This is a genomic window from uncultured Campylobacter sp. (assembly GCF_938045625.1).
Classification (GTDB): Bacteria; Campylobacterota; Campylobacteria; order Campylobacterales; family Campylobacteraceae; genus Campylobacter_A.
In genome coordinates this window covers 35943-59856 of sequence record NZ_CALIAV010000102.1, presented here as the reverse complement: position 1 = coordinate 59856, position 23914 = coordinate 35943, and the positions used below count along the sequence as shown (strand labels likewise).

Sequence of the window (23914 nt, the reverse complement as noted above, 5' to 3'; positions counted from 1 at the left end):
GCCATCAAATTTGCGTGTCTTAAATTTGGCAAGCTTGGGTTGATGGCAAATTTTAAGAGCATTTTGCTGATTTACTGCGTTAAATTTGCTAGCTTGATAGACGTTAAATTTAGCTTTAGCGGACTTGGCTAAAATTTCGCGAATCGCAGCGAAAAAGCGGACAACAAACCTAAGAAAAATCAATGAAAAACTTGGACTACGAGGCGCTTAAGGCGGAGTGGCAAAAAGAGTGGAACGAAAAGGGCGAGAAATATGCCAAGGCCGTAAACGATATGGTGGCGTTTGCCGAGGTGCACGGCTGGGACGCCTACAAGGGCGAGGATCCGGTCGATGAGCGCGAGGGTGTGACGCAGCTCTGCAAGGCGGTTTTTGCGCTGCTAAAGGAAGCTAACGAGCGCGGCGAGACGGCGAAATTTAGAGCCGATTTTCCGCCATCAAACGTCATTTTCGATAAAAAGTTGAGAAAAAAGCTAAGAGACATCGATCAAATTTGCCCTCTTGGCAGCGAGAACGTCCTTTTTATCGCCTCAAACGACGACGGCAAGACGCTGTATCTGCTGGAGGGCGACCGCGTGAGCGAGGTGGCAAAGGGCGTCATCGCCGTGGGCAAGTCCAAGCGAAACGAAATTTACGCCCTTCTTAGGAGAGGCGAGATTGAGCTCGTAAAAGGCTACGACGGCAAGAGCGGCGGCGAGCTGGTGGCGAGATTTAGCCACGAGCTAGAGATCATCTACGACTAGGCTGAAATTTTACCCTTTAACGACGGCAGCAAGGTGCTTTTGGTCGCCCACGACGGAATTTTTTTGATCTCGCAAAGTGGCGCGAAGCTCATCCATCCGATCTATGAGGACGGACAGCTCTACGAGGACGATGACGGCAACGCTGCACTCTATATCGACATGGCTAACGCGGCGCTATCAAACGACAACGCTCTTATCGTCGCGGGCGAGCAAGATACCGATGAGCACGTCCTGATGGATAGCGAGGGCGAGCGACTGGGCAGCATCGGCGCGCAGAGCTCGTATCCGCACTTTTGCCTCTTTAGCGCGGACGATACGCAGCTCATCACGAACTCCTGCCACTTCTACAACGGCGTCACGATCGGCGTGGACAGGGCGGCTCTAAAGCGAGGGCTGGAGGTTGAGGCTTATTCGTATGACGAAGAGGGCGAGAAAAATTTCACGCTGATCGACGATGCGATGAGAGTTTACGCGGGCGTGGCGACGCAGGACTTTTACATTCTCGGCGACGCATACGGCTACATAAAAGCAGTCGGCAAGGACGGGCGTAAAATTTGGCGCCACTATCTGGGCGGTACGATAAAGTCTATGGCTCTAAGCGAGGACGGCAGCGTGCTATTCGTCGGTACATACGGCGGCAGGCTGCATAAACTACGCCTGGGCGCGGGCCAAGACAGCCACACGATCGGCAACGGCAACCACAAAGAGGAATTTAGACTGATCGCTTATGAGGATAAAATTTATCGGTGGTAAGAGGCGCGCGGCATAGCGGCTCAAATTTTATCGTTTTTAAAATGCCGGTCTTGACAAATAAAATGCGGAGCTAAGATTTGTCAAACTTGACCCAAATTTTAAATGCTAAAATTTAAAATAAATTTACCAAATTTGAATACAAAAATCTAAAACGAAGTATTTTGTCGCTAGGCCGCTCAAATTCGGCTCAAATTTTACGCATCGGCAAAAAGCGCGGCGACAAAATTTATAGACCTCATCGCCGCAAATTTATCGGTCGTTACTCGCCGATCGTATCGGCGTCAAACGTGCCTTCAAGTATGCTTTTGATAAAAGAAACGGTCGCAAAGCGCGCGGCGGGCAAATTTATGAGCGTGTGCGGAGCATTGGGCAAGAGTAAAACTATCGCATTTTTCTTCTCGCCGTAAGCTGCGGCGCAGTTTCCGGTGGCGTTTTCGTTGCCTAGATAGCTATTTTTTTGAGAAAAATATTTATCCTGATCGCTTACTAAATTTAAAACCGGCGTATCGTTAAGCGCCGTTTTGTGCTCTTTTACGAAGTAATTCTCCTCGCACGACCAAGAGTTTATAATCTTGCCTAAAAAGTCCTTGCCCTCATATCTGGCTACAGCCACCGCGCCTTCGCTGGTGCCGGCTAAAAACAGCTTGCTTGTATCTGCCCATTCCGTGTTTTTTAGCGCATCCAAGGCGATTTTGATTTCGCTAGAGCGTAGCGAATGGACTTTTTCGTAAATCTCCTTATCTGCCGGAGATTTGTATGTTATCCTGTTTTCTAGGGCCATGCTATCAAACATAAAGCTTGCTATGCCCTCTTTTGCGAGCCACTCTTGCCATTTGTCAAGGCCTATTTTGTTGTTGATACCCGATGAACCGTGCAAGAAAACTACGACCGGCGCTTTGGCTTGCGTCTTTGGAGCATCTTTAAAAGGTCCGACGTAAATATCGCCGCCCGTGACGTTTTTTGGAAGCGCGATTTGAGCCTGCGCTACGCCTTTTTGGGCTGACTCGCTCGTGTGCAAGTACGCGTCGCCCGCAAACAAATGCGCCGTAAAGAGCGCAACTAATAAAACAAAAGTTTTTCTAAACATAAGTATCCTTTATATTGACTTTGGTTAATTATATAAAAATTAGATTTAAGCCGGCCTTTTAATTTATAAAATAATCGCTAAAAACGCAGGAAAAACTCATGGCAGTCGGCTTTTAAATTACGGTATTAAAGTCGCTTTGCCGCCAAATGCATTTAACTTGTGTTTTATGCCCGCTCACCATCAGTTCTCTGCTAAATTTTCGGTCGAAATTCAATGTTGCAAAACCCATCTTGCCGGCTTTGGAGCCAAATTTGACCGCAAACTTTCCTTCTTGCCCGCCCTCTTAAAAGTCAAATTTCGCAAGATAATTTTTAATTTTATTTAGCTTTTGGATTTTTGCCGCGGGATATTTTGCGGTCAGGAGAAATTTAGCGTAGGTTTTTAGTTTCATTTTTGCTACGCCAGTTAAATTTGCGGTATAGGTTTGAAGAGTCGCTAAATTTGACGACGTCCGCTTCAAATTTGACTTTTTTAAAATAAAAGCAAAAGCCTGCGATGTCGGCTTTTGACTAAAATAATCAAGCACGCCGCTTGCAAGATCGGGCAAATCTTAGCGTTAAAACGGCGGCTTTGGTCAAATTTACCGTCCGCTGCATGCTTTAGGCAAATTTGACGCTACTGGCGCGGCGAGCTAAATTTAGCTTAAGCTTTTACCTCTTTTAGCTTGCTTAAAAACTCTTCGATATTGTATTTGGCACGGTATTGCGCGCTCATGAGGTGGATGAGGATGTCGCCTAGATCGATCACGACCCAGTCGCCGGAGCTTTCGATGCCTAAAAACTGCTCGCCTTCGTCCTTTAGCCCCTCTTTTAGGTCGTCCGTTAGTGAGTAGGCGTGGCGCTCGCCCATCGTGGTGGCGATGATGACGCATTTTGCGATGTATTCGCGCCCGCTCATGTCGATAGCTTCGATAGCTTCGGCCTTTTTGGCGTCTAGGATTTTGATGACTCGTTCGATTCTTTCTTGCATGTTTTTCCTTGGTAAAATTTCGCCGCCTCGTCGGCTATGCGCGGTATCATCAGGCTTTTGTCCAAATTTTGCCTGATTTGCGAGGACGAAACGGGCTCGTTTATGTTTAAAATTTTAAAATTTTCAGGCACGGCTACGTCGCCGCGGCTAGCTACGACGAAGGTCGCGAGTTTAAAGAGCTCGTCTATCTCGTGCCATTTATCCAGGCTTGCTAGATGGTCGGCGCCGATAATGAGATAAAGCTCGCTCACAGCGTAAATTTGCCGCATGTGCCGCACGCTCTCTATCGTCGGTACGGGGCGGTTTTGCGCGATCTCGTAGTCGCTCACGCAGACTTTAGGCAGCGCGCCCCAAGCCTCGTTCGCCCACTTTAGCCGAAGCAGCGGTGGAGCGGAAAACTCGCTCTTAAACGGGCTGATAAAGGTCGGCATGATGATGAGCTTGTCCGCGTCTAGCTGCTCTAGCGCGGCTTTAACGACGGCGTCGTGCCCGAGATGAGGCGGGTCGAAACTACCGCCGAAAAGCGCGATTTTCATAAATTTGCCTTTAAAATTTCGGTGCAGTTTAGCGAATTTGAAGTGAAAATTGGTTGAAAATCAAAAAATTCGCCGATAAAGCGCAAATTAAATGGAGATTTTGTAAAATTTGGGGATTTTTGGGCTCGCAAGGCTCGTTTTTCGGCGAGCAAGCGAGGGTCAAAATTTGCAAAGGCGGGCTTTAGAGAGGCTTAAATTTATGCGCTTGGCATCGGTTGAGGCCGGTAAATTTAACGTGCAAAAAGCTAAAAGTATGAAAATAACCTTTCCGCGCGCTTGAAAGCGACCGGAAAATCTAGCACAAGGAGCTAAACATGGTAAAAATCGCGATCAACGGTTTTGGACGTATCGGCAGGTGCGCTGCTCGTATTATTTTAGAGCGAGACGACGTTGAGCTTGTCGCTATCAACGACACGGCGACGCGCGACATGACGCGCTATCTGCTCAAATACGACAGCGTGCACGGCGAATTTAAGCAAGACGTTAAGGTGATAAGCGACGATTTTATAGAAGTAAACGGCAAAAAGATAAGAGTTTTTTCAACAAGAGATCTAAACGAGCTTAGCTACGCAGACTACGGCGCAGACGTGGTTTTGGAGTGTACGGGCAAGTTTTTAACCACTGAAAAATGCGAGCCATATCTAGCTCGCGGTATCAAAAAAGTCGTCATGAGCGCTCCTGCAAAAGATGACACGGCGACCTTTGTAGTGGGCGTAAACGACGATAAATACGCAGGCGAAGCAATCGTCTCAAACGCAAGCTGCACCACAAACGGCCTAGCTCCCGTCGCAAAAGTACTAAACGATAAATTTGGCATCGTAAAAGGGCTCATGACCACGATCCACGCCTACACAAACGGACAGAGCCTAGTAGACGTAAAGGCCAAAGACTTCCGCCGCTCACGTGCCGCCGCTCTAAATATCGGACCTACGACCACTGGAGCCGCAAAAGCTATCGCAAAAGTACTTCCCGAGCTAAACGGCAAGATGCACGGCCAAGCCGTCCGCGTACCGGTCGCAAACGTCTCGATGGTCGATCTAACGGCGGTTTTAAAAAGACCGGCCAGCAAAGATGAGATAAACGAGGCGTTTAGAGCGGCTGCGGAGTCAAATTTAAAGGGAATTTTATTTGTCGATGACGATTATAGAGTTAGCAGTGACTTTTGCACGAGCGCATACAGCAGCATCGTAGCCAGCGACACGACGCAGGTCATCGCTGATGATATGGTAAAGGTCTTTGCGTGGTACGACAACGAGTGGGGCTACTCGACAAGGCTTGTGGACCTAGCTAAGATCGTGGCTACGAAGTAAATTTAAAGGGTGAAAAATGAGTGAAATTTTATCGATCAACGACCTTGAGCTTAGCGGCGCGAAGGTATTTGTCAGGTGCGATTTTAACGTGCCTATGGATGAGTTTTTAAACATCACTGATGACCGCCGTATCCGCTCGGCGATACCAACTATCCGCTACTGCCTAGATAACGGCTGCAGCGTGGTTTTGGCTAGCCACCTAGGACGTCCCAAAAATGGCTTTGAGGAGAAATTTTCGCTGCGAGGCGTGGCAAAGAGGCTTTCGAGGCTGCTCGATAGAGACGTGATATTTGCCGAGGACGTCGTCGGCGCGGACGCCAAAGCCAAAGTCGCTGCGCTGAAGCCTGGCGAAATTTTACTTCTTGAAAATTTGCGCTTTGAAAAGGGCGAAACCAAAAACGACGAGGCGCTAGCCGCTGAGCTCGCTAGATACGGCGAATTTTACATAAACGATGCTTTTGGCGTCTGCCACAGGGCGCACAGCTCGGTCGAGGCGATCACTAAATTTTACGACGAGAAGCACAAGGCGGCTGGATTTTTGCTGCAAAAGGAGATAAATTTCGCTCAAAATCTCATCAAACACCCTGCGCGTCCGTTCGTCGCGGTCGTGGGCGGTAGTAAGGTAAGCGGCAAGCTGCAAGCCCTACACAACCTGCTTCCGCGCGTGGATAAGCTGATCATTGGCGGCGGCATGGCGTTTACGTTTCTAAAATCGCTCGGCGAAAATATCGGAAACTCGCTACTTGAAGAGGATCTCATCGACGATGCGCGTGAAATTTTGCGCAAGGGTAGAGAGCTTGGCGTTAAAATTTACCTGCCCGTAGACGTCGTCGCAGCTCAGACTTTTTCGGCCGAAAGCGCCGTAAAATTCGTCCCCGCTCAAGAGATACCGAGCGGCTGGATGGGACTAGATATCGGGCCGGCGTCGATAAGGCTCTTTAAAGAGGTCATCGCCGACGCGCAAACCATCTGGTGGAACGGGCCGATGGGCGTTTTTGAGATGGATAAATTTAGCAAAGGCAGCATCAAAATGAGCCACGCCATCATCGACACTCACGCGACTACGGTCGTGGGCGGCGGCGATACGGCCGACGTCGTCGAGCGCGCGGGAGACGCCGACGAGATGACATTTATCTCGACCGGCGGAGGTGCTAGCTTGGAGCTCATCGAGGGCAAGGAGCTGCCGGGCATAAAACCGCTCAGAAAGGCTGCAGAGTGAGGTTTTTAGCAAATTTAAAGTGCAATCACACGAGAGCGAGCTTTGCTAAATACGCTCAAATTTTAGACGCAAATTTGAGCACAAACGACGACGTTACGGTATTTCCGCCGTTTAGCGCGCTTGATCTTGCGGCTCATAAATTTAAACTCGGCGCGCAAAATTTCTACCCGTGCGAAAGCGGCGCTCACACCGGCGAGATCGGTAAGGCGATGCTGGACGAGTTTGGCATAAAAAGCGTGCTGATCGGGCATTCCGAACGGCGAGAGCTGGGCGAGAGCGAGGAGCTTTTACGCGCTAAATTTGACTTCGCCGTAGAGGCGTGCTGGCAGATCATCTACTGCATCGGCGAAAATTTGAGCGTGAACGAAGCTGGCGGCACGAAGGAGTTTTTAGCGGAGCAGCTAAAAAATATCGATCTTGGCTACGAGCGGCTGCTGATCGCCTACGAGCCCGTCTGGGCGATAGGCACGGGCAAGAGCGCTAGCGTGGAGCAGACCCGAGATATTTTAAATTTCATCCGCGAGCAAACGAGCGCGCCGCTGCTTTACGGCGGTAGCGTAAATGTAGCAAATATCGGCGGGATAGCGGGTATCGCAAGCTGTGACGGGGTGCTAGTGGGTACGGCGAGCTGGGACGCCTCTAGCTTTTTGGAACTTATTAGCGCGTCATCTCGCTGACGCCTTTAAATGATTTCGTAAATTTCGCCCTGCGACAGGCTATATGCCTAGTCTTGGGACGAAATTTACTTCAAAACATTTAAATCCGCCTAGCGATATTTCCGCTTGTCGATTTATGTTTAAAATTTGGCGTTTTGTCGAATTTTGTAAATTTATAAATTTCAAATTGCGAAGGATCTTGAGATGATTTTTGTGGCTTTGCAGTTAAAATTTGTGTAGGTTAGACGGATGGTCTGCTGAGCAAAATTTTAACAAAATCGCCAAAAAGCACTCAAAAACCAAGCAAAAATAGAAAGGAGAAATAATGATTTTAAAAGGAAAAAAGGGCCTCATCGTCGGCGTAGCTAACGCCAAATCTATCGCTTACGGCATCGCCGAAGCTTGTCACGCGCAGGGTGCGCAGATGGCGTTTACCTATCTAAACGACGCTCTGAAAAAACGCGTAGAGCCGATCGCTGAGGAGTTTGGGAGCAAATTCGTCTACGAACTTGACGTAAACAACCAAGCCCACCTAGACGGCCTTGCGGATCGCATTAAAGCAGATCTTGGCGAGATAGATTTCGTCGTGCATGCGGTAGCCTATGCGCCCAAAGAAGCGCTAGAGGGCGAGTTTGTAAACACTACAAAAGAAGCCTTTGATATCGCGATGGGTACGAGCGTGTATTCGCTACTGAGCCTCACGCGCGCGGTGCTTCCGGTGCTGAAAGATGGCGGCTCGGTTCTTACGCTCACCTATCTTGGCGGACCAAAATTCGTGCCTCACTACAACGTAATGGGCGTCGCAAAAGCGGCTCTTGAAAGCTCTGTGCGCTATCTCGCTCACGATCTTGGCGCGCGCGGTATCCGCGTAAACGCCATCAGCGCAGGCCCGATCAAGACGCTTGCGGCAAGCGGTATCGGCGATTTTAGGATGATTTTACGTTACAACGAGGTAAATAGCCCGCTAAAACGCAACGTCACGACGCATGATGTCGGCAACAGCGCGATGTATCTACTCAGCGACCTTGCTAGCGGCGTGACCGGCGAGGTGCACTACGTCGACTGCGGCTACAACATCATGGGCATGGGCGACGTGGCGACCGACGCCGAGGGCAACACGATCCTAGCTTGGGATGCAAAATAATCTACTGAGATAAATTTGGCGGGGTGACTCGCCAAATCCTTCTTTTAAATTTCATTAAATTTGACCAAAGAACGCGCGATGAGGGCTTTAAGCGAGCTTATAAACACAAATGAGTCGGGGCTGGGCGCTAATAGAAGAGAGGCCAAAAGAGGCCAAAAATGGCTATGAGATTTTACCGCGTGATGAGAGCAGGGCGCAAAGCGAGCTTTTGGGGCTTCAAGTAGCCACTCGATCGCCCATGGGCGCGCTTGCCTACGGCTGCGGCGGTATCGTGGTAGACGGCGGTTGGCTGCGCGTGCTTGGCTCTGGCTGTGAGTGTATGAAGCGTGGAATTTACAGCTTTAACCTTGGCAAAAGCGTTAGCGAGGCTGGGCAGATGCCTAGTTATTTGCTCGTGGCGGACGATATTTTGGGCGGATTTTTTGCGATAAGCGGCGGCGCATTTGGTGGCAAGGCCGGCAACGTCTTTTACTATGTGCTAGATAGCGGCGAGTGGGAAGATACGCAGCTTGGTTGCTCGCAGTTTTTGTACTGGGTGCCTTGTAGTGATATATCTAAATTTTACGAGCTTTACCGCTGGGATGGCTGGAGTGATGATGTAAAAAATTTTAGCCTTGATAAGGTGATGTTTGCGCTGCTGCCGATATTTTGGCGAGACGCCGACGTAAAACTAAAGCTAAAACAGATGAAAAAAACGGCATGGACATAGACGAGTACTTTGCTTCTATTTTTAACGGCGGCAAGTAAATTCAAATTTGACGGGAACTAACATAATAGTTGATTTACGCTTTTGCTTTTACAATCTCATCCGCTTGCGGGTGGTCGCTAAAATTTGGCACTCAACTAAATAAATTTAAACAAATATCCTAAAATAACCGCAAATAATCTTTAAAGGATTTCTCATGCAAAGCTTGCTTTTCTCGCCGCTAAAAATCGGCGATCTGCAGATCAAAAACCGCATCGTAATGCCGCCGATGTGTATGTATAAGGCCAAAAACGAAAACGGCTGCCCTAGGTGCTTTCACCGCTTGCACTACGCCGCTCGCGCGCTGGGAGGCGTCGGGCTCATAATCGTCGAGGCCACGGCCGTCGAGCCTAGAGGTAGGATCACGAGCCGCGATCTGGGGCTATGGAACGACGAACAGCTAGAGGCGCACGCCAGGCTCGTCAAGGAGTGCGTCAAGTACGGCGTCGCAATGGCCGTCCAGCTCGCGCACGCTGGCAGAAAAAGCGAGTGCGATGGTCTGATCGCACCTAGCGCGGTAAAATTTAGCGAGAGTTACAAAACGCCGAAACAAATGAGCGTAGAGGACATTGTCTCGGTCAAGCAAGCTTTCGTCGATGCCGCGGTCAGAGCCCAGCGCGCAGGATACGCCGCGACCGAGATCCACGCCGCGCACGGCTATCTAATCAGCGAATTTCTCTCGCCTGAGATCAATCTACGAGACGACGAATACGGCGGGAGCTTCGAAAATCGTACGAGATATTTAAAAGAAATTTTAAGCGAGATAAAAGCCGCGGTGCAAATCCCCGTCGGCGTGCGCATAAGCGCGGATAGCTGGGTGAAGGGCGACTGGAGTCTAGAGGATAGCGTGCGGCTAGCAAAAGAGCTCGAGGCTTTGGGTGCGGCGTTTATCCACGTCTCGGCGGGCGGATTTTTTGAGCGCACGGATAGCGTGCCTGCGTTTACTCCGCTGTATCAGGCGAGCTACGCTAAGGCGGTAAAACAGGCGGTTGGCATACCCGTAATCGCGGTCGGGCTCATCACAAAGGCATCTGAGGGCGAGGCGCTGCTGTTAGGCGGCGTTTGCGACGGGGTGGCCTACGGCAGAGAGCTGCTGCGAAATCCAAATTTCGCGCAAGCCGCGATGAGTGAGTTAGGGTGCTCTGAGCTAATAGAAAACTCGTATAAAAGGGCGTTTAAGTAAAATTTAGCAAGGTTGCTCGGTATAAATTTAAAGTAGTCGTATCGGCTAAATTTAGCGTAACTTTGATTAGTCGTTTGGGCGCGTTGTTTGGTAAATTCGGACCACTGCTACGATGTCAATTTTGATTTGATTGCTGCCGATTTTAGCGGCGCTTATTTATAAACATGGTGGCTTATTTTTTGATTTATTGCGCTAAATTTGTAGAATAAAAGCAGAAATTTAAGCCGCAAAAACGGCTTAAATTTACGTGAGTTTGTAGCTAACCGGGATTTTTATGACGTAGTCGCGATCAAGCGTCGGAAAGTCAGGCGCCGCGCGGTTTATGAGCTCGACTGCGGCCTCGTCTAGCGTCTCAAAGCCTGAGCTTTTTATCACCTTTACGTCGCGGACGCTGCCGTCTTTTTTGTATAAAAAGCTAACCTCTACGACGCCTTGATGGCGCATTTTTTGCGCGCGTTTAGGGTATTTGTGATGCTTTTGTATCGCCTTTTGGATTTTAGAAAATCTCTCGTCGCCGGCTGAGGTCGCGAAGTTAAATTCTCCTACCGTTTCAGCTCCGCTAGGCGGTAAATTTGATTTTACGTTCGAGCTTGGAGCACTACTTGGTTGCGCTGCGGGCGGCGTAGAAGTAGGCGGCGACGGCTGTGCAGGCGGCGTTGCTTGTGCGACTTGCGGTTCCGGCTCAGGCTCAGGCTTTTTAACCGGTTTTGGCGTAGGCTTTGGCTTTGGTTTTTCCACAGGCTTTTCCACGGGTTTTGGCTTCTCTACCGGTTTTTCTATTTGTTTTGGTTTTTCTATCGGCTTTGGCGGTTCAACCGGCTTTGGCGGCTCCGGCGGCGTGACGACAGGTTCTGGCGGAGGAGGCGCAGGCGGCTCCGGCGGCGGCGGCGCTGGTGGGGTAGGTGCCGGTGGGAGTGGAGCTGCTGGCGGCGTAAAGGTATTTAGCGCTATCTTGACGCTTTTTTCTTCCGGCATCGGTTTTAGTTCTTCGTAAAATTTGATAAAAGATCCTATGAGGATGGAGTGCAACAGGATAGAAACGCCAAGCCCCGTAAAGCTGGCGCGTCTATTCAGTTGTTGTCGTGATAGCGAAGTTTTCATGATTTTTTTCTTTTAGTATGTCGATGACCTTGATAAACGAGTCGAATTTGCTCTCTTTATCGCTTTTAAGTTCTATTAATGTTTCGTTTTTTATCTCGTTTAGCTTTTCTTTTAAATTTTCCTCGGCGATTTTCTCTTCGCCTATAAAAAATTCATTATCTTTATTAATTAAAACGGCTATTTTATCGTTTTCGTCTTGCTTTTTTTCCGCGCTTTCGCTGTTTGGCAGGTCGATTTTGATATTGCCCTGAGCGATAAAGGTAGAGATGCTAAGCACGATAGCTAGCAAAACGAGCATAATATCTATGAGCGGGATTACGTTTAATCCCTCTTTTTTAGGCATTCTCACGTGAAGCCTTGTAGCGGTTTACGAGTACGTCCACTTTTCTCATAAACGCGTTGTAGATCATTAGCGTCGGTATCGCGACGATGAGGCCTAGCGCGGTTGCTTTTAGCGCGAGAGACAGGCCGACCATGATGCTTTTAGTATCGATGCCGCCGCTCATACCCATGTCGTAAAAGGTTACCATGATGCCCGCAACCGTACCCAAAAGCCCGATATACGGCGCATTTGAATAAACGATATAAAGCGTTGTTAAATTTCTGGTTACGCTCTCTTCAAAGTCGTCTTGATTCTTATAATTTTCAAATTTAACGTTTGCGTAAAAGATCAAGCGCTCTATCGTGAGCCATACTACGACAAAGCTCATAAGCCCTAAAATACCGATGATAACGTAATCGACGTTGTGTTTGAGAAATTCCATTTAATGCCTTCTTATAAAATTTGCGCGTGAATTATATCAGATTATGGTATTTATTGTCAATAACGAATAGGCAAGTAATATTTTATATAAATTTATCTAAAATTTAGTCTTAGGATTGTAATATTCGTTTTCAAAAATTTTGGCAGATTAAAGAAAACAAAATTTAAATGTTTTTCTAAATCGGCGCAAATTTTCGTAAATTTAAAGAGGAGAAAAAATGAGTTTTAACAATGTTGCGAAGATTTCTTTCGTAGCGGCTTTGGCCATCGGCGCAAATGCCGCCGAGAACGTAACGCTAAGCGGCGTAGAGGTAAGCAGCACCGGCGGCGGCTACGGCGTAGACGACGTAAAAATAAGCACGAGAAACGCAGGTATACTAAAAGACGTCATGCGCGATATCCCGGGCGTTTACGTGGGTGGTACGAACGGCATGAACCAAAAAATTTACATGAGGGGTGTGAGCGACCGCGGTCTAAACATCACGATCGACGGCGCGAAACAAAATGGAAATACCTTTCACCACAACGCAGACCTACTAATCGACCCTGATCTGATCAAAGCCATCGACGTTGAGGTCGGCTCGCGCTCTGTAGTAAACGGCGCCGGAGCTCTTGGAGGCTCAGTGGCTTTTAGGACGGTGGACGCTAGAGACCTGCTAGATGACGGCGAGATTATCGGCGCTAAAATCAAAATGGGCTACGCCTCAAACAACGACGAATTTTCGCAAGGGCTAATGGTCTTTACCGCGCCGGTCGAGGGGCTTGATTTTATAGCCGCGATAAATCACAAAGGCTATGACTACGGCAAGAGCGGCAACGGTAAGAAAATCGGCGGCGACGGCAACGACCTTAGCTATCTTTTTAAGCTCGGATATAGCTTTTTAGACGCGCACAGGATATCGCTCTCTCACGAACACAACCACTACAAAGGGCTTTATCCGTTGAGGGCTGAATTTGGTAGCTGGCACGCAAACGATGATAATAGAAAATACGAGCGCGATACGACGACGCTAAAATACGAATTTACTCCTAGCGAGCTGCTAAATCTCGACGTAACGGCCTATCATACGAAACATCAGAGGATCGACGCTAGCAAATGGGGCGTAAAAACTAGAGGCCTAAGCGCGAAAGCAAAAACGATGCTTGAAACTGGCGATGTGACGCAGACGCTAAGATACGGCGCGGAGTACTACCATAGCGAGAACTTTAACAAACCGCAAAACAACCGCCCTGAAAAAGTAAACAACTACTCGTTTTATTTGGAAGACGCGATCAAATTTGCAGGGCTTACCGTGACTCCGGGCATCAGATACGAGCGCCACGAGCTAAAGACCTATAACGGCACTGGCGCAAATATCGGCGGATACAAATACAAATTTGACGAATTTACGCCCGCTCTCGCGCTTGATTACGAGTTTATGAAAGGGCTTGGCGTATTTGCCAGCTATGCTAAAGTCTTTAGGGGACCTGACGTCATGGAGTCTATGCTAGCTAGCGGCTCTAGCAGAGGTACGCCTCTAGGATACAGGGCAAACCCTGATCTAAAGGCCACTACGGGCGATAGCTACGAGATCGGCGGACGCTACAAGGGCGAGTTTAGCGAAACGGGACACGTTAGCTTCGTAGCTAAATACTTTAAAACCAAATACAAAAACCTAATCGTAGATAATAACGCAGCAGGCGGGCGTATAAATCCGGTGCTTTATAGGATCAACGCAGGTGGCGCGGATATCGACGGCGTCGAGCTTTTGGCTAGACTAAATCTCGATGCGCTAAGCTTAGGTGCTAGCTATACTCATCAAAAAGTAAGATATAAAGACCGCGTGAGTAACGGTAGCGGCGGCTACTACACGTCAAACATCATCGGCTACCGCGACCAGGGCGACAAATACACCTTTAACGCCGAGTACTCGATAAACGCTATCGATACGCTTGTGGGTTATAATCTTATTTATTTTGCCTCGAAAGACACGACGAGCGCTGGCAACGACGCTGCCGTACATATCCCGAGCTACGCCGTGAGCGACATCTATCTCACTTATGCGCCAAGCGGCGGTAAATTTAAAGGACTTGAGATAAACGCGGGCGTTTATAACGTATTTAACAAAGCCTACGTCTCGCACTCTCAAAGAGTGGCTCAGTACACGGGCGATGCGAACGCGATCGACTGGGAGCCGGGCAGAAACTTTAAGGTTAACGTCTCTTATAAATTTTAATTTTTATTCTAAACTTACGCTTCCGGGGGGCTTAAATTTGAGCCCCTTTTTTCTATCTTTTATAAAATTTACTCAAATTTAGCGTTGTTTATTTTTGCTATTTGCGGGTAAAATCCGCTCAAATTTAACCTGTTTTTTGGCGGAGCGAATAAAATTTTGCTACGGAACGTCAAAAATAAAACCTAAATTTGAGCGGTTAAATTTGCGAGCGTTCGGCGTCAAATTTGACGGACGGTTTTTGGTTTTTATATTTTCAAGATGGTGGTATTGGGATGTAAATTTTGGGGCAAATTTGAAGTTAAATTTGCTACGGTCAAATTTAAAAAGGCGAGCCGAATTATGACTCGCCGTAGTAAATTTAACGCCGAATTTAAATGCGTTAAATTTACAGTTTTTATTATTGCTTTCTGCCCATTCTTTTTAGATTGTCGCATGCAGACGTGTCACCGCTAAAGCACGCAGAGCGGTAGATGCTTCTGGCTTTTGACTCGTCCTGCGCTACGCCTAGTCCATGTTCGTAGAGGACCGCAGTGTTTGTGCAGCACGGTACGTCGCCTAGTTTGCAGCCTCTATCGTAGGCCGACATGGCGTTTGCGTAGTCCGGTTCTTTGCCGTCGGCGTTTGAGCGGTAAAACTCGCCCAGATAGTAGCAAGAGTACGCCCCACCGTTCGTGCATGAGGTGCTATAGATTTCAAGTGCTTTGTTTGCGTCTTTGCTTACGCCAAGGCCGGTTTGGTATATGTTGGCGAGGTTTGTGCAGGCGGCTTGATAGTTATTTTTGCACGCTCTTTCATAGTATTTTAGAGCGGTTTTATGATCTTGTAAATTTTGATAGCTGATGGCAAGATCGTTGCACGCGGAGTAGTTGCCGCTTTCGCATTTTGGCTTTAGAACTTCGATGGCGCGTTTGTTAAAATCGTAGTCGGGGTTGTCGTTGGGTCCGCCACTTGAAGCTGCGCATCCTACAAACAAAAACCCGATCAAGGCAAGAAGTAAATTTCTCATTTTTTATCCTTTCCGTCGTTTTTAAAATTGTCCAAAGAGGTCATTTAGCGCTTCGCTGATGCTAGGATGGGTAAAAATCTGATTTTTAAAGAAATCAGCGCCCGCGCCTAAAGCCATCGCGATGGCGATCTCGTTGATAAGCTCGTTTGCATAAACGCAGTGAAATGCCGCGCCTAAAATTTTACCGCTTTTTGTGTCCACAATCGCTTTTAAAAAGCCCGTTTCGTTGCCGACTACCTTTGCGCCGGGTACTGCGGCTAGTGCGAGTTTTAGGACTTTAAAGTCCAAATTTTGTGCCGCGGCTCGTTTTTCGCTTAGTCCGATGCTAGCTAGCGGAGTCTCGGTAAAAAGCGCACTAGCGTGAGGCGAGCGGTTTAGGGTGCTTCGTTTGCCCGCACCAAAAAGCTTGTCAAAGACGATGCGAAAATCATCTAGGCTCGTGTATGTGAAAAGTTCGCCGCCGCGAACGTCGCCTACCGCATAGATATGCGGCTGGGCGGTTTGCAAAAACTCGTTTACGAGCACGTTTCCTTTGGCGTCCGTTTGTACGCCCGCTGCGCTCAAATTTAGCTCCGCAGTCGCCGCTACGCGCCCTGTCGCTAGTAAAAACGCGTCCGCGTCAAGGCTCTTTGCCTCGCCGTTTTGGGTGAAATTTAGCGTGCTATTTTTTAAATTTTTAACTTCGCAGCCTTCTAAAATCTCTATCCCTTGCGTCTCAAGCAGGTTTTTTACGCTCTCTTTTATATCCTCGTCCTCGTTTTTTAGTACGCCTGAGCGAGCTACGATAGTAACTTTTGAGCCAAACTCGGCAAACATCGAGGCAAACTCAAGCCCGATGTATCCGCCGCCCACGACTACTAGGTGTTTTGGAAGCGTTTTTAGATTTAAAATCCCCGTGCTGTCGTAAGCCAAATTTGAACTAACCTCAAAGCTTGGTTTTTCATTAACCGAGCCCGTATTTATAACGATAGTCGGCGCAGTCAGCATGCTTTTTGAGCCGTCTGCGGTAGCTACTTCGATGCTGTTTTTATCTATAAATTTAGCCGTACCGTTTATCACGTCGATGTTTACATTACTATCAAGCATCGCGAAATTTTTGGCTCTAAGCGCGGAAACGAGAGCGTCTTTTTTCTCGATACTTAGCGTGAAATACTCACCCGCGACGTTATTGTTGACGTATTTTGCCTCTTTGCTCAAATTTACTAGCTTTTTAGTCGGGATGCAACCGATGTTTATGCATGTTCCGCCGTACATCTGCGCCGATTTTTCGATCACGGCGACTTTTTTACCTAAATTTGCGGCTTTTACGGCGAGAGTTTTGCCGGCCTTGCCAAAGCCGATGACTATGATATCGTAGTTTTTCATATGTTTTTTCCTAATATGTAGTGCGTAGTTTCATTCACTTTTTTTATGCTTATTTTGTTTTTTTCAGCCCAGTTTTCGATCACGTTTAGCGCACCGGGCATTTTGTCCGCGTTTTTTATCTTAAACACGTCCTCGCTACCGCTCATCGCGACGAAGCCGCCAAGCGGTTTTAGGTGGTCGTTTAGCGTGATAATGCTGCTTAAATTTAACCCGTCGCAGTTGTTTAGTATACGTCTAACCTGCGCGGTGGTTGCGTCGTTTTCGTTGTAGCCTAGTTGGTTTAAAAGAGCTGAGATTTCCATATTTTTCCTTTCTAGTTTATGCTTTTTTGACTTACCAAAACGCCCTCGATGAGCTTTTTTATATCGCCGTCTAGTATCGCGTCGGTTTGGCTATATGCCTCGCCGCTGCGGTTATCCTTGACCTGCTGATACGGGAAAAGTACGTAGGAGCGGATCTGGTGACCCCAGCCGATCTCGCTTTTTTCGATGCTGCCTGCGGCTTCTTGCTGTTTCATTAGCTCTAGCTCATACAGGCGCGATTTTAGCATTTTCATCGCGGTGGCTTTGTTTTTGTGCTGGCTGCGGTCGTTTTGACACTGCACGACGATGCCGGTAGGCGCGTGAGTGATACGCACGGCGGACTCGGTTTTGTTTACGTGCTGGCCACCTGCTCCGCCCGCGCGGTAGGTGTCGATTTTTAGGTCTTTTTCGTCGATTTCTATCTCGATATCGTCGTCGATCTCCGGGCTTACCATCACACTAGTAAAGCTCGTATGTCGGCGACCCGCGCTATCAAACGGGCTGGTTCGCACTAGGCGGTGGATACCGTTTTCAGCCTTTAGATAGCCATAGGCATTTACGCCTTTAACGATAAAACTTACGTCTTTTAGTCCGGCTTCTTCGCCCTCTTGGAAGTCCAGGGTTTCGACCTTAAAGCCCTCTCTTTCGCAAAAGCGCAGATACATGCGGTATAGCATGCTAGCCCAGTCGTTACTCTCTGTACCGCCCGCACCGGGATGGATGGTGACGATGGCGTTTTTGCCGTCATCCTCGCCGCTAAGCAGCATAGAAATCTCTAAATTTACGATTTTGTCCTCTAGCTCGTCCGCCTCGGCAAAGAGCGAATTTATCGTCTCTTCGTCGTTTTCAGAGTTTGCCAGCTCATATAGATCCTTTGCGTCGTCTACGGCGCTTTTGGCGTTTAGGAAGTTATTTAAGATATTTGAAATTTTAGTTTTTTCCTTGCCGATTGCACCCGCTTTTGCGATGTCTTGCCAGAAATTTTGATCGTTTTCTAGCTCCTCGATCTCTTTTAGGCGAGCTTTTATGCTCTCGGGTTTTACGACGCCCGCGATATTTTCTACTTTCGTGTTTAGGGTTTTTAGAAGTTCCGTATATTCGTAATTATCCAAATTTTAAGACCTTTTTTGTGCTTTTTGGCGTGATTATAACATATTTGGATTAAGGTTGTTTATAAAATTTTATTTAGAGTAGGTATTATGAAATGTTTATCTATTATGGATATCAAGGCTTGCTTAATATTGCCTCTATTGATTAGGTTGAGCTCTGTTGAAAAGTTTGGTAGTGGGTCATTTAGTAATAAATTTAGTTTAGCCTCTTCGAGTTTTAGCTTTTTTTTATCTGTGTTTTTGTTCTCTAGCATCGATACCACTGTTCTTAGCTTTTCTTTTGTTATATCACTTTGCACGGAATACCTTGTATACGATAATCGAAGATAAAAAAGCTACAGCAGAGCAGGCAAAATACGCCCAAATTTCTCCGATAGTTTTTTCAAGGAGCGTGTGTAGCCCCAGTAAGAAAAATACCAAACCTATAATGCAGATTACGCTAGTTATCGTATTTAATAAAACAGAATTGGCGCTCCTTAAAAAAGAGCACCTGATGTCGTCGGCTTGAGCGTCTACGAGCTCTACTACCGAAACTATAAATTCAGATATACTGGCCATTATTTTTTTAGCAACCAAGCGGCTAAAAATCCAACGCCTGCAGCGATAGCAATGCTTTTTATCGGGTCTTGCTTTATTGCGTCGTTTACGTTTTCTATACCGTCTTTACCTTTTAGTCTTAGATCGTCTATATATTTTTTAATTTCGTCGCTATTTAGTTGATCTAGAATTTTGTCTTTAGCAGATTCTGCGCGTTGTGTACCTGTGTCTTTAATGGACTTGACAATGTCTTTTAAGTCTGTTTTTAAAGAGTCGATATCTTTTTTTAAAGACTCCAAATTTATCTCTTGAGTAGCCATTTTTGTTCCTTTTTTGTTATTTTGGAGCTAAAGCTCGTGAGAAGAATTTTATTATTTATTGATTAATACTCGCTAAACAGATTGCTGCTTAGAGTTAATTTATACCTTTAGTTTTTTTTGATATAATCTTTAGTCTTATATTTCTATATTTTAAAGAAGAGAAAATGCAAATTTTAAGAACAGCAGAACAGCTGCGAGATTTCGTCGCGGCAAATCCCGAAAATATCGGCTTCGTACCCACTATGGGCGCACTTCACGACGGGCACGCTAGCCTCATAGAAAAGTGCGTAGCAGAAAACAAAACCGCGATCGTTTCGACCTTCGTAAACCCGACGCAGTTTTTAGCGGGCGAGGACTTTGAAGATTATCCGAAAAACGAACAAAACGACGCTAAAATTTGCGAGGAGCTGGGCGTGCACGCGATGTTTGCGCCCGAGGCTAGGGAGCTATATTTTGATACTGAGCCGCTAATTAGCGCGCCTGAAAATTTAGCGAGCGTGCTCGAGGGCAAGACTCGCCCCGGACACTTTGACGGCGTACTTCGCGTGTTAAACAAGCTTTTTAATCTAACAAACGCAAAGCGCGTCTATATGGGCAAAAAGGACGCGCAGCAGCTACTCATCGTGAGCAATTTCGTAAAGACCTGTTTTTTAAATTTAGAGATCGTGCCTTGCGAGATCGTTCGCGCGCGCGACGGACTGGCGCTTAGCTCGCGAAACGCCTACCTAGACGAGGGGCAAAAGCTAGAGGCGCTTAAGCTTTCGCATTCGCTTAAAAAAGCTTCAAATTTGATCGCAGCCGGCGAGCTAAGCGCACAAACGATAAAAGGCGAGATGCTCCAAACTCTAGAGCCGCTAAACGTCGACTACGTCGCGATCGTCGATAGAAATTTAAACGAAATCTCGCTAATAGAACCGGACAACACCATCATCCTGGTCGCCGCGTATGTCGGCAAAACGCGTCTGATCGACAATCTGTGGGTATAAGATGGGTAAGCTTCACTTAGTATCCTTAGGCTGTAACAAAAATCTGGTGGATTCTGAAATCATGCTCGGACGCCTCTCAAACTACGAGATCACGCCCGACGTCGCCTCTGCCGACGTCATCATCGTAAATACCTGCGGCTTTATAAACTCGGCGAAAGAGGAGAGTATCCGCGCAATCCTGGATATGCACGAAACGCGTAAAAAAGGCTCCCTGCTCGTGGTCACGGGCTGCCTAATGCAGCGCTACCGCGAGGAGCTAATGAAGGAGCTGCCCGAGGTTGATCTTTTCACCGGCGTCGGAGACTACGACAAGATCGACGAGATCATCCTAAAAAAGCAAAATTTATTTAGCCCGGACACCTACCTGCAAGCAGGCGAAGAGCGCGTGATAACGGGCTCAAACTACCACGCCTACATCAAAATTTCAGAAGGCTGTAATCAAAAATGTAGCTTCTGCGCGATCCCGACCTTCAAAGGCAAGCTAAAATCCCGCGCGCTGGAAAACATCGTAGATGAGGTGCAAAAGCTCGTAAAAAAGGGCTACTACGACTTTAGCTTCCTCTCGCAAGACAGCAGCTCGTATATGCGCGATCACGCGGTTAGCGACGGGCTTATCTCGCTAATTGGCGCGGTCGAAAAGATCGATGGCGTCAAAACCGCGCGCATACTTTATCTTTATCCTAGCACGACCTCAAACGCGTTAATCGAGCGTATCATCGCCTCGCCGGTGTTTGTGAACTACTTTGATATGCCGATCCAGCACGCGAGCGAGAAAATGCTAAAAATCATGAGGCGCGGAAGCGGCGCGGCGCGGATCAAAGAGCTTTTAAATTTGATGAAAAGCGCGCCTGATGCGTTTTTACGAACGGGCGTTATCGTCGGGCACCCGGGCGAGAGCGAAGCTGAATTTGACGAGCTTTGCGCGTTTTTGCAGGAGTTTAAATTTGACCGCGTTTCGGCGTTTGCATACTCCAAAGAGGAGGACACGCTCTCATACGAAATGGAGCAGGTGCCGGCCAAAATCATCTCAAAGCGCCTAAGCAAGATCGAAAAGATTACTCGCGCCGCGATCGAGGCGAGTTTCGCGCAGGAGCTAGGGCAAAAATTTATCGTTTCGCTTGAGGGCGAAAGCAGCGAGGGCGAGATGTTTTATGCCGCGAAAAAGGCACTCTGGGACAAGGATATCGACGGCGAAATTTTGATCAACGAAAGTGACGTGGAGCAGCTAGAAACCGGCGGTCGCTACTGGTGCGAGATCACGCAGGTAGCGGGTAGCCAGGCGCTGGGCAAGATCACGGCAAAGGCCTAAAATGCTAAGCGTGCCCGTTTTACGCAAGCTAAAATCTAGGCGAAATCTGCTTGCTTTTTCGCACGGCGTCGATAGTACGGCACTTTTTTACCTTCTGGACGAGGCGGGCGTGAAATTTGACCTTGCGATCGTGGACTACAACGTCCGCGCGCAGAGCAAAGACGAGGTCGCCTCGGCGCGAAATCTGTCGGCTAAATTTAACAAACAAATCTATGTAAAAAGCGTGCGGCTGGGCGCGTCAAATTTCGAGCACGAGGCGCGCGCGGCCAGATATGAGTTTTTCGCCGAGATTTGCCGCGAGCAGGGCTATGAAAATTTGATCTTAGCGCATCAGTTTGATGATAAATTCGAGTGGTTTTTGATGCAGCTTGGGCGCGGCGCTGGGCTTAGCGAGCTACTTGGTATGCAAGAGCTAGAAATTCGCGATGACTACATGATCGCTCGACCGCTTCTAGGTGTGCGAAAGTGCGAGCTGGAGCGGTTTTTGCGTGAGCGAAACCTAAAATACTTCACCGACGAGACGAATTTAACAGACCGGTTTAAACGAGGCTTTATTCGCGCGAAATTTAGTGAGCCGTTTTTGAACGAATATTTTAGCGGCGTGAAAAAAAGCTTTGAGTTTTTGGCGACCGATGCGTTAAGCTTAACTCCCGAAATTTCTAATCTCGCGACTAAAATTTATCTCATAAAACGCGGCACAAATGAGCTTCGCGGCGTTGATCAGGCGTGCAAGAGGCTAGGGCTCGTATTAAGCTCGGCGCAGCGAAACGAATGTGCGCGTTGCTTAGAAAACGGTGCTGACTGCGTGCTTGGCGGCAAGGTAGCCGTGGGCGCGGGCAAAAATTTTATTCTCGTAACGCCCTATATCAAAGCCGCGATGGATAAGAAATTTAAAGAAGCGTGCCGTACTCTAAAAATCCCGCCGATAAACCGTGGATTTTTATTTGCCGAGGGCGCGGATCTATCCGAATTTAAAGAACTTTTGTAAGCTTTGGCATGCAACTGCCGCTAAAAATACACAAAATTTAAGATTGATAAAATTTAATCGCAGCGCCTTGCATAGCCTTTGCGCAAGGTTGTGCGGTCAGGCAAAATCGCAAATACAAACGCCGCCAAAGACTAACTGAATTTGTCAAATTTAAAAGCCGCGACGATCAATCCCCGTACTTTTTCTTTAGATCGTCCCACGTCACCAGCGTGCGTTTGCCCTCTAGGCTGCGGATGCGCGTGACGTCTTGCATCATCTCTAGCACCCCCTTAAATACGCCGTTTTCATCGCGCACGGCCACGTAGTAGATGTAGATAAATTTGCCGTGAAGCTCCAGCCAAAAGTCGATCTCATCGCGCTCGCCCTTGCGAAAAGCGTCGATGATCTCTAGCACGCTAGCTACGCTCTCGCGCGGGTGGCAGTTTTTCACGTCACGCCCGATGACGCCGGCACTTCGCGGAAATACGCGGTGCTTCGTGTCGGTGTAAAATTTCACGATCTCGTTTTCATCGACGAATGAGAGGTCGACTGGCATGTGCTTATAAATGAGGTTGATTTGCTCTAGCGTGAGCTTGCCCGTAGCGACGTCAAAAACGGCGTTTTTACCGCTGTTTGCGTTTGGATTTAGCCCGTATTTGCTCATCAAATTTGACAGCTCTTTTAGGAAATTCGGATTTAAAACCGCTTCGTTTAGGTTGCCGTTTTGTAAATTTGCCGCGCTTAAATTTGACTCGCTTTGCAAATTTGCGTCCTTTAAATTTGTCTCCGAGCCGTCATTGGAGTTCAAATTTAACGGATAAAATTCGCTCGGTTTTTCGATGAGAAAATACCCGATCTCGTCATCGCCTCGTCTCATCGCGCGAAACTCGTCCTCGCTGATTAGCTCCAGCGATGTCGGATAGAGCGCCGCCTCCTCGCGTCCGAGCAGATCGAGTAGATTTTCGTATATCTCGTGCTGAGCCGCGATAAACTCGTCAGCCTTGCCTTCCTCTAGTAGCTCGCGCGCTGCGGCGATACCGTCGCGGACCTTGTTATCAAAGCTCCACATAAAGCGCGACGGGCGGTCAAAGCCCTTGTTTTCGAGCATCGAGTAGAGCTGGTGTTGTTTTCTGGCAAAGTGCGTTCTGTTAAAGCTGCCCAGTTTGTCGTAAATTTCAAGCCACTCATTTTTGATAAATTTCTTTTTTAACAGCTCTTTTGCCTTTGCGATCAGCTCGCGCGCGGCGTCGTTTTCGCTGATGTAGGTAGCTACGGGGTGGTCTTTTGGCAGCTGCGGGCGCTCGGCGGTTAGGATACCGCGCAGGATTTCTGATAGCTCGGCGTCGTTTTCGTCGATAAACTCGCTCTTAAAGCCTAAATTTAGCAAATTTGCGCGCACGTTTTTAAAATCTGTCGGCGTGAGTTTCGTTAGCTCCGATTTTGCAGCTTTTCTAGAGGCGAAAAAATTTGCCGTTCCGTTAAGATAATCCCTTAAAATCGCAGTCGCCAAGGCGATGGCGGCGTTGTTAAATTTGATCATTTTTTATCCTTAACTTAAATTTTAAGGATTATACAAAAAGCGGAGAGTAAA

Annotated in this window: 26 protein-coding genes; 12 read left to right on the top strand and 14 right to left on the bottom strand. The window is 47.8% G+C overall.

Annotated elements, in window-relative coordinates:
* Positions 1-182: 182 nt before the first annotated feature.
* Together Q0386_RS09865 and Q0386_RS09860 are read left to right on the top strand one after the other, a co-directional pair.
* Positions 183-740, top strand: coding sequence for a hypothetical protein (locus tag Q0386_RS09865; protein ID WP_299030381.1), 558 nt, complete (start codon positions 183-185; stop codon positions 738-740).
* A 63-nt stretch (positions 741-803) separates the two neighbouring features.
* Positions 804-1493, top strand: coding sequence for a hypothetical protein (locus Q0386_RS09860; RefSeq protein WP_299030379.1), 690 nt, complete (start codon positions 804-806; stop codon positions 1491-1493).
* A 259-nt stretch (positions 1494-1752) separates the two neighbouring features.
* Here the strand turns inward: Q0386_RS09860 and Q0386_RS09855 are convergent, their stop codons facing one another.
* The 4 genes from Q0386_RS09855 to nadD all read right to left on the bottom strand — a co-directional run bounded on the left by Q0386_RS09855 (position 1753) and on the right by nadD (position 4085).
* A complete protein-coding gene (locus Q0386_RS09855) occupies positions 1753-2580 on the bottom strand; it encodes an alpha/beta hydrolase (RefSeq protein ID WP_299030376.1) in 828 nt (275 codons plus the stop codon).
* A gap of 283 nt (positions 2581-2863) precedes the next feature.
* Positions 2864-3127, bottom strand: a complete 264-nt coding sequence (locus Q0386_RS09850) for a hypothetical protein (protein WP_299030373.1) — start codon at positions 3125-3127, stop codon at positions 2864-2866.
* A gap of 95 nt (positions 3128-3222) precedes the next feature.
* Positions 3223-3549 (bottom strand): ribosome silencing factor, encoded by a 327-nt coding sequence (rsfS, locus tag Q0386_RS09845; protein ID WP_299030370.1) that lies wholly within the window; start codon positions 3547-3549, stop codon positions 3223-3225.
* On the bottom strand, positions 3513-4085 hold the full coding sequence (gene nadD / locus Q0386_RS09840) for a nicotinate (nicotinamide) nucleotide adenylyltransferase (RefSeq protein WP_299030367.1): 573 nt from the start codon (positions 4083-4085) through the stop codon (positions 3513-3515). Before nadD ends, rsfS begins: the two co-directional genes overlap by 37 nt.
* A gap of 314 nt (positions 4086-4399) precedes the next feature.
* Between nadD and gap the strand changes: the two genes are divergently transcribed.
* From gap to Q0386_RS09810, 6 genes are all read left to right on the top strand, one after another.
* Positions 4400-5395 carry a type I glyceraldehyde-3-phosphate dehydrogenase gene (gap, locus tag Q0386_RS09835; protein ID WP_299030363.1) on the top strand — a complete coding sequence of 332 codons (996 nt, stop codon included), beginning with the start codon at positions 4400-4402 and terminating at the stop codon, positions 5393-5395.
* Between the two features lie 16 nt (positions 5396-5411).
* Complete coding sequence (pgk, locus tag Q0386_RS09830) at positions 5412-6614, top strand: phosphoglycerate kinase (RefSeq protein WP_299030360.1); 1203 nt, start codon at positions 5412-5414, stop codon at positions 6612-6614.
* Positions 6611-7291 (top strand): triose-phosphate isomerase, encoded by a 681-nt coding sequence (locus tag Q0386_RS09825; protein WP_299030357.1) that lies wholly within the window; start codon positions 6611-6613, stop codon positions 7289-7291. Before pgk ends, Q0386_RS09825 begins: the two co-directional genes overlap by 4 nt.
* Before the next feature lie 304 nt (positions 7292-7595).
* Positions 7596-8414, top strand: a complete 819-nt coding sequence (fabI, locus tag Q0386_RS09820; protein WP_299030354.1) for an enoyl-ACP reductase FabI — start codon at positions 7596-7598, stop codon at positions 8412-8414.
* 109 nt (positions 8415-8523) lie between these two features.
* Positions 8524-9123 carry a DUF2625 family protein gene (locus Q0386_RS09815; protein ID WP_299030351.1) on the top strand — a complete coding sequence of 200 codons (600 nt, stop codon included), beginning with the start codon at positions 8524-8526 and terminating at the stop codon, positions 9121-9123.
* Between the two features lie 193 nt (positions 9124-9316).
* Positions 9317-10342 carry an NADH:flavin oxidoreductase/NADH oxidase gene (locus Q0386_RS09810; protein ID WP_299030348.1) on the top strand — a complete coding sequence of 342 codons (1026 nt, stop codon included), beginning with the start codon at positions 9317-9319 and terminating at the stop codon, positions 10340-10342.
* A 243-nt stretch (positions 10343-10585) separates the two neighbouring features.
* On the opposite strand, the gene Q0386_RS09805 is transcribed toward Q0386_RS09810, so the two are convergent.
* Genes Q0386_RS09805 through exbB form a run of 3 tightly spaced genes read right to left on the bottom strand, consistent with a single transcriptional unit; the run spans position 10586 to position 12207 of the window.
* On the bottom strand, positions 10586-11443 hold the full coding sequence (locus Q0386_RS09805) for an energy transducer TonB (protein WP_299030345.1): 858 nt from the start codon (positions 11441-11443) through the stop codon (positions 10586-10588).
* Positions 11409-11786 (bottom strand): TonB system transport protein ExbD, encoded by a 378-nt coding sequence (exbD, locus tag Q0386_RS09800; RefSeq protein WP_002950018.1) that lies wholly within the window; start codon positions 11784-11786, stop codon positions 11409-11411. Before exbD ends, Q0386_RS09805 begins: the two co-directional genes overlap by 35 nt.
* Positions 11779-12207: a TonB-system energizer ExbB gene (gene exbB / locus Q0386_RS09795; RefSeq protein ID WP_002952142.1), complete on the bottom strand. Its 429-nt coding sequence runs from the start codon at positions 12205-12207 to the stop codon at positions 11779-11781. Before exbB ends, exbD begins: the two co-directional genes overlap by 8 nt.
* 217 nt (positions 12208-12424) lie before the next feature.
* On the opposite strand from exbB, the gene Q0386_RS09790 reads away from it, so the two are divergent.
* On the top strand, positions 12425-14422 hold the full coding sequence (locus Q0386_RS09790) for a TonB-dependent receptor (RefSeq protein ID WP_299030342.1): 1998 nt from the start codon (positions 12425-12427) through the stop codon (positions 14420-14422).
* A 397-nt stretch (positions 14423-14819) separates the two neighbouring features.
* Here the strand turns inward: Q0386_RS09790 and Q0386_RS09785 are convergent, their stop codons facing one another.
* The 6 genes from Q0386_RS09785 to Q0386_RS09760 all read right to left on the bottom strand — a co-directional run bounded on the left by Q0386_RS09785 (position 14820) and on the right by Q0386_RS09760 (position 19061).
* Positions 14820-15428 (bottom strand): tetratricopeptide repeat protein, encoded by a 609-nt coding sequence (locus Q0386_RS09785; RefSeq protein WP_299030339.1) that lies wholly within the window; start codon positions 15426-15428, stop codon positions 14820-14822.
* Between the two features lie 21 nt (positions 15429-15449).
* The gene (locus tag Q0386_RS09780; RefSeq protein ID WP_299030336.1) at positions 15450-16793 is read right to left on the bottom strand and encodes an FAD-dependent oxidoreductase; all 1344 of its coding nucleotides are present in this window, start codon (positions 16791-16793) and stop codon (positions 15450-15452) included.
* Positions 16790-17095 carry a type II secretion system protein gene (locus Q0386_RS09775; protein ID WP_299030332.1) on the bottom strand — a complete coding sequence of 102 codons (306 nt, stop codon included), beginning with the start codon at positions 17093-17095 and terminating at the stop codon, positions 16790-16792. Before Q0386_RS09775 ends, Q0386_RS09780 begins: the two co-directional genes overlap by 4 nt.
* An 11-nt stretch (positions 17096-17106) precedes the next feature.
* Positions 17107-18207 (bottom strand): peptide chain release factor 2, encoded by a 1101-nt coding sequence (gene prfB / locus Q0386_RS09770; RefSeq protein ID WP_297936516.1) that lies wholly within the window; start codon positions 18205-18207, stop codon positions 17107-17109.
* 59 nt (positions 18208-18266) lie between these two features.
* On the bottom strand, positions 18267-18503 hold the full coding sequence (locus Q0386_RS09765; protein WP_298058700.1) for a hypothetical protein: 237 nt from the start codon (positions 18501-18503) through the stop codon (positions 18267-18269).
* Between the two features lie 258 nt (positions 18504-18761).
* Positions 18762-19061, bottom strand: a complete 300-nt coding sequence (locus Q0386_RS09760) for a DUF883 domain-containing protein (protein ID WP_298058698.1) — start codon at positions 19059-19061, stop codon at positions 18762-18764.
* A gap of 164 nt (positions 19062-19225) precedes the next feature.
* On the opposite strand from Q0386_RS09760, the gene panC reads away from it, so the two are divergent.
* From panC to tilS, 3 genes are read left to right on the top strand one after another with little or no spacing between them, the layout of a single operon-like run.
* Positions 19226-20047, top strand: coding sequence for a pantoate--beta-alanine ligase (gene panC, locus Q0386_RS09755; protein ID WP_299030327.1), 822 nt, complete (start codon positions 19226-19228; stop codon positions 20045-20047).
* A 1-nt stretch (position 20048) separates the two neighbouring features.
* A complete protein-coding gene (rimO, locus tag Q0386_RS09750) occupies positions 20049-21356 on the top strand; it encodes a 30S ribosomal protein S12 methylthiotransferase RimO (RefSeq protein WP_299030324.1) in 1308 nt (435 codons plus the stop codon).
* A gap of 1 nt (position 21357) precedes the next feature.
* Positions 21358-22344, top strand: a complete 987-nt coding sequence (gene tilS, locus Q0386_RS09745; protein WP_299030321.1) for a tRNA lysidine(34) synthetase TilS — start codon at positions 21358-21360, stop codon at positions 22342-22344.
* Between the two features lie 166 nt (positions 22345-22510).
* Here the strand turns inward: tilS and Q0386_RS09740 are convergent, their stop codons facing one another.
* The gene (locus Q0386_RS09740) at positions 22511-23863 is read right to left on the bottom strand and encodes a PAS domain-containing protein (protein WP_299030318.1); all 1353 of its coding nucleotides are present in this window, start codon (positions 23861-23863) and stop codon (positions 22511-22513) included.
* Positions 23864-23914: the final 51 nt, after the last annotated feature.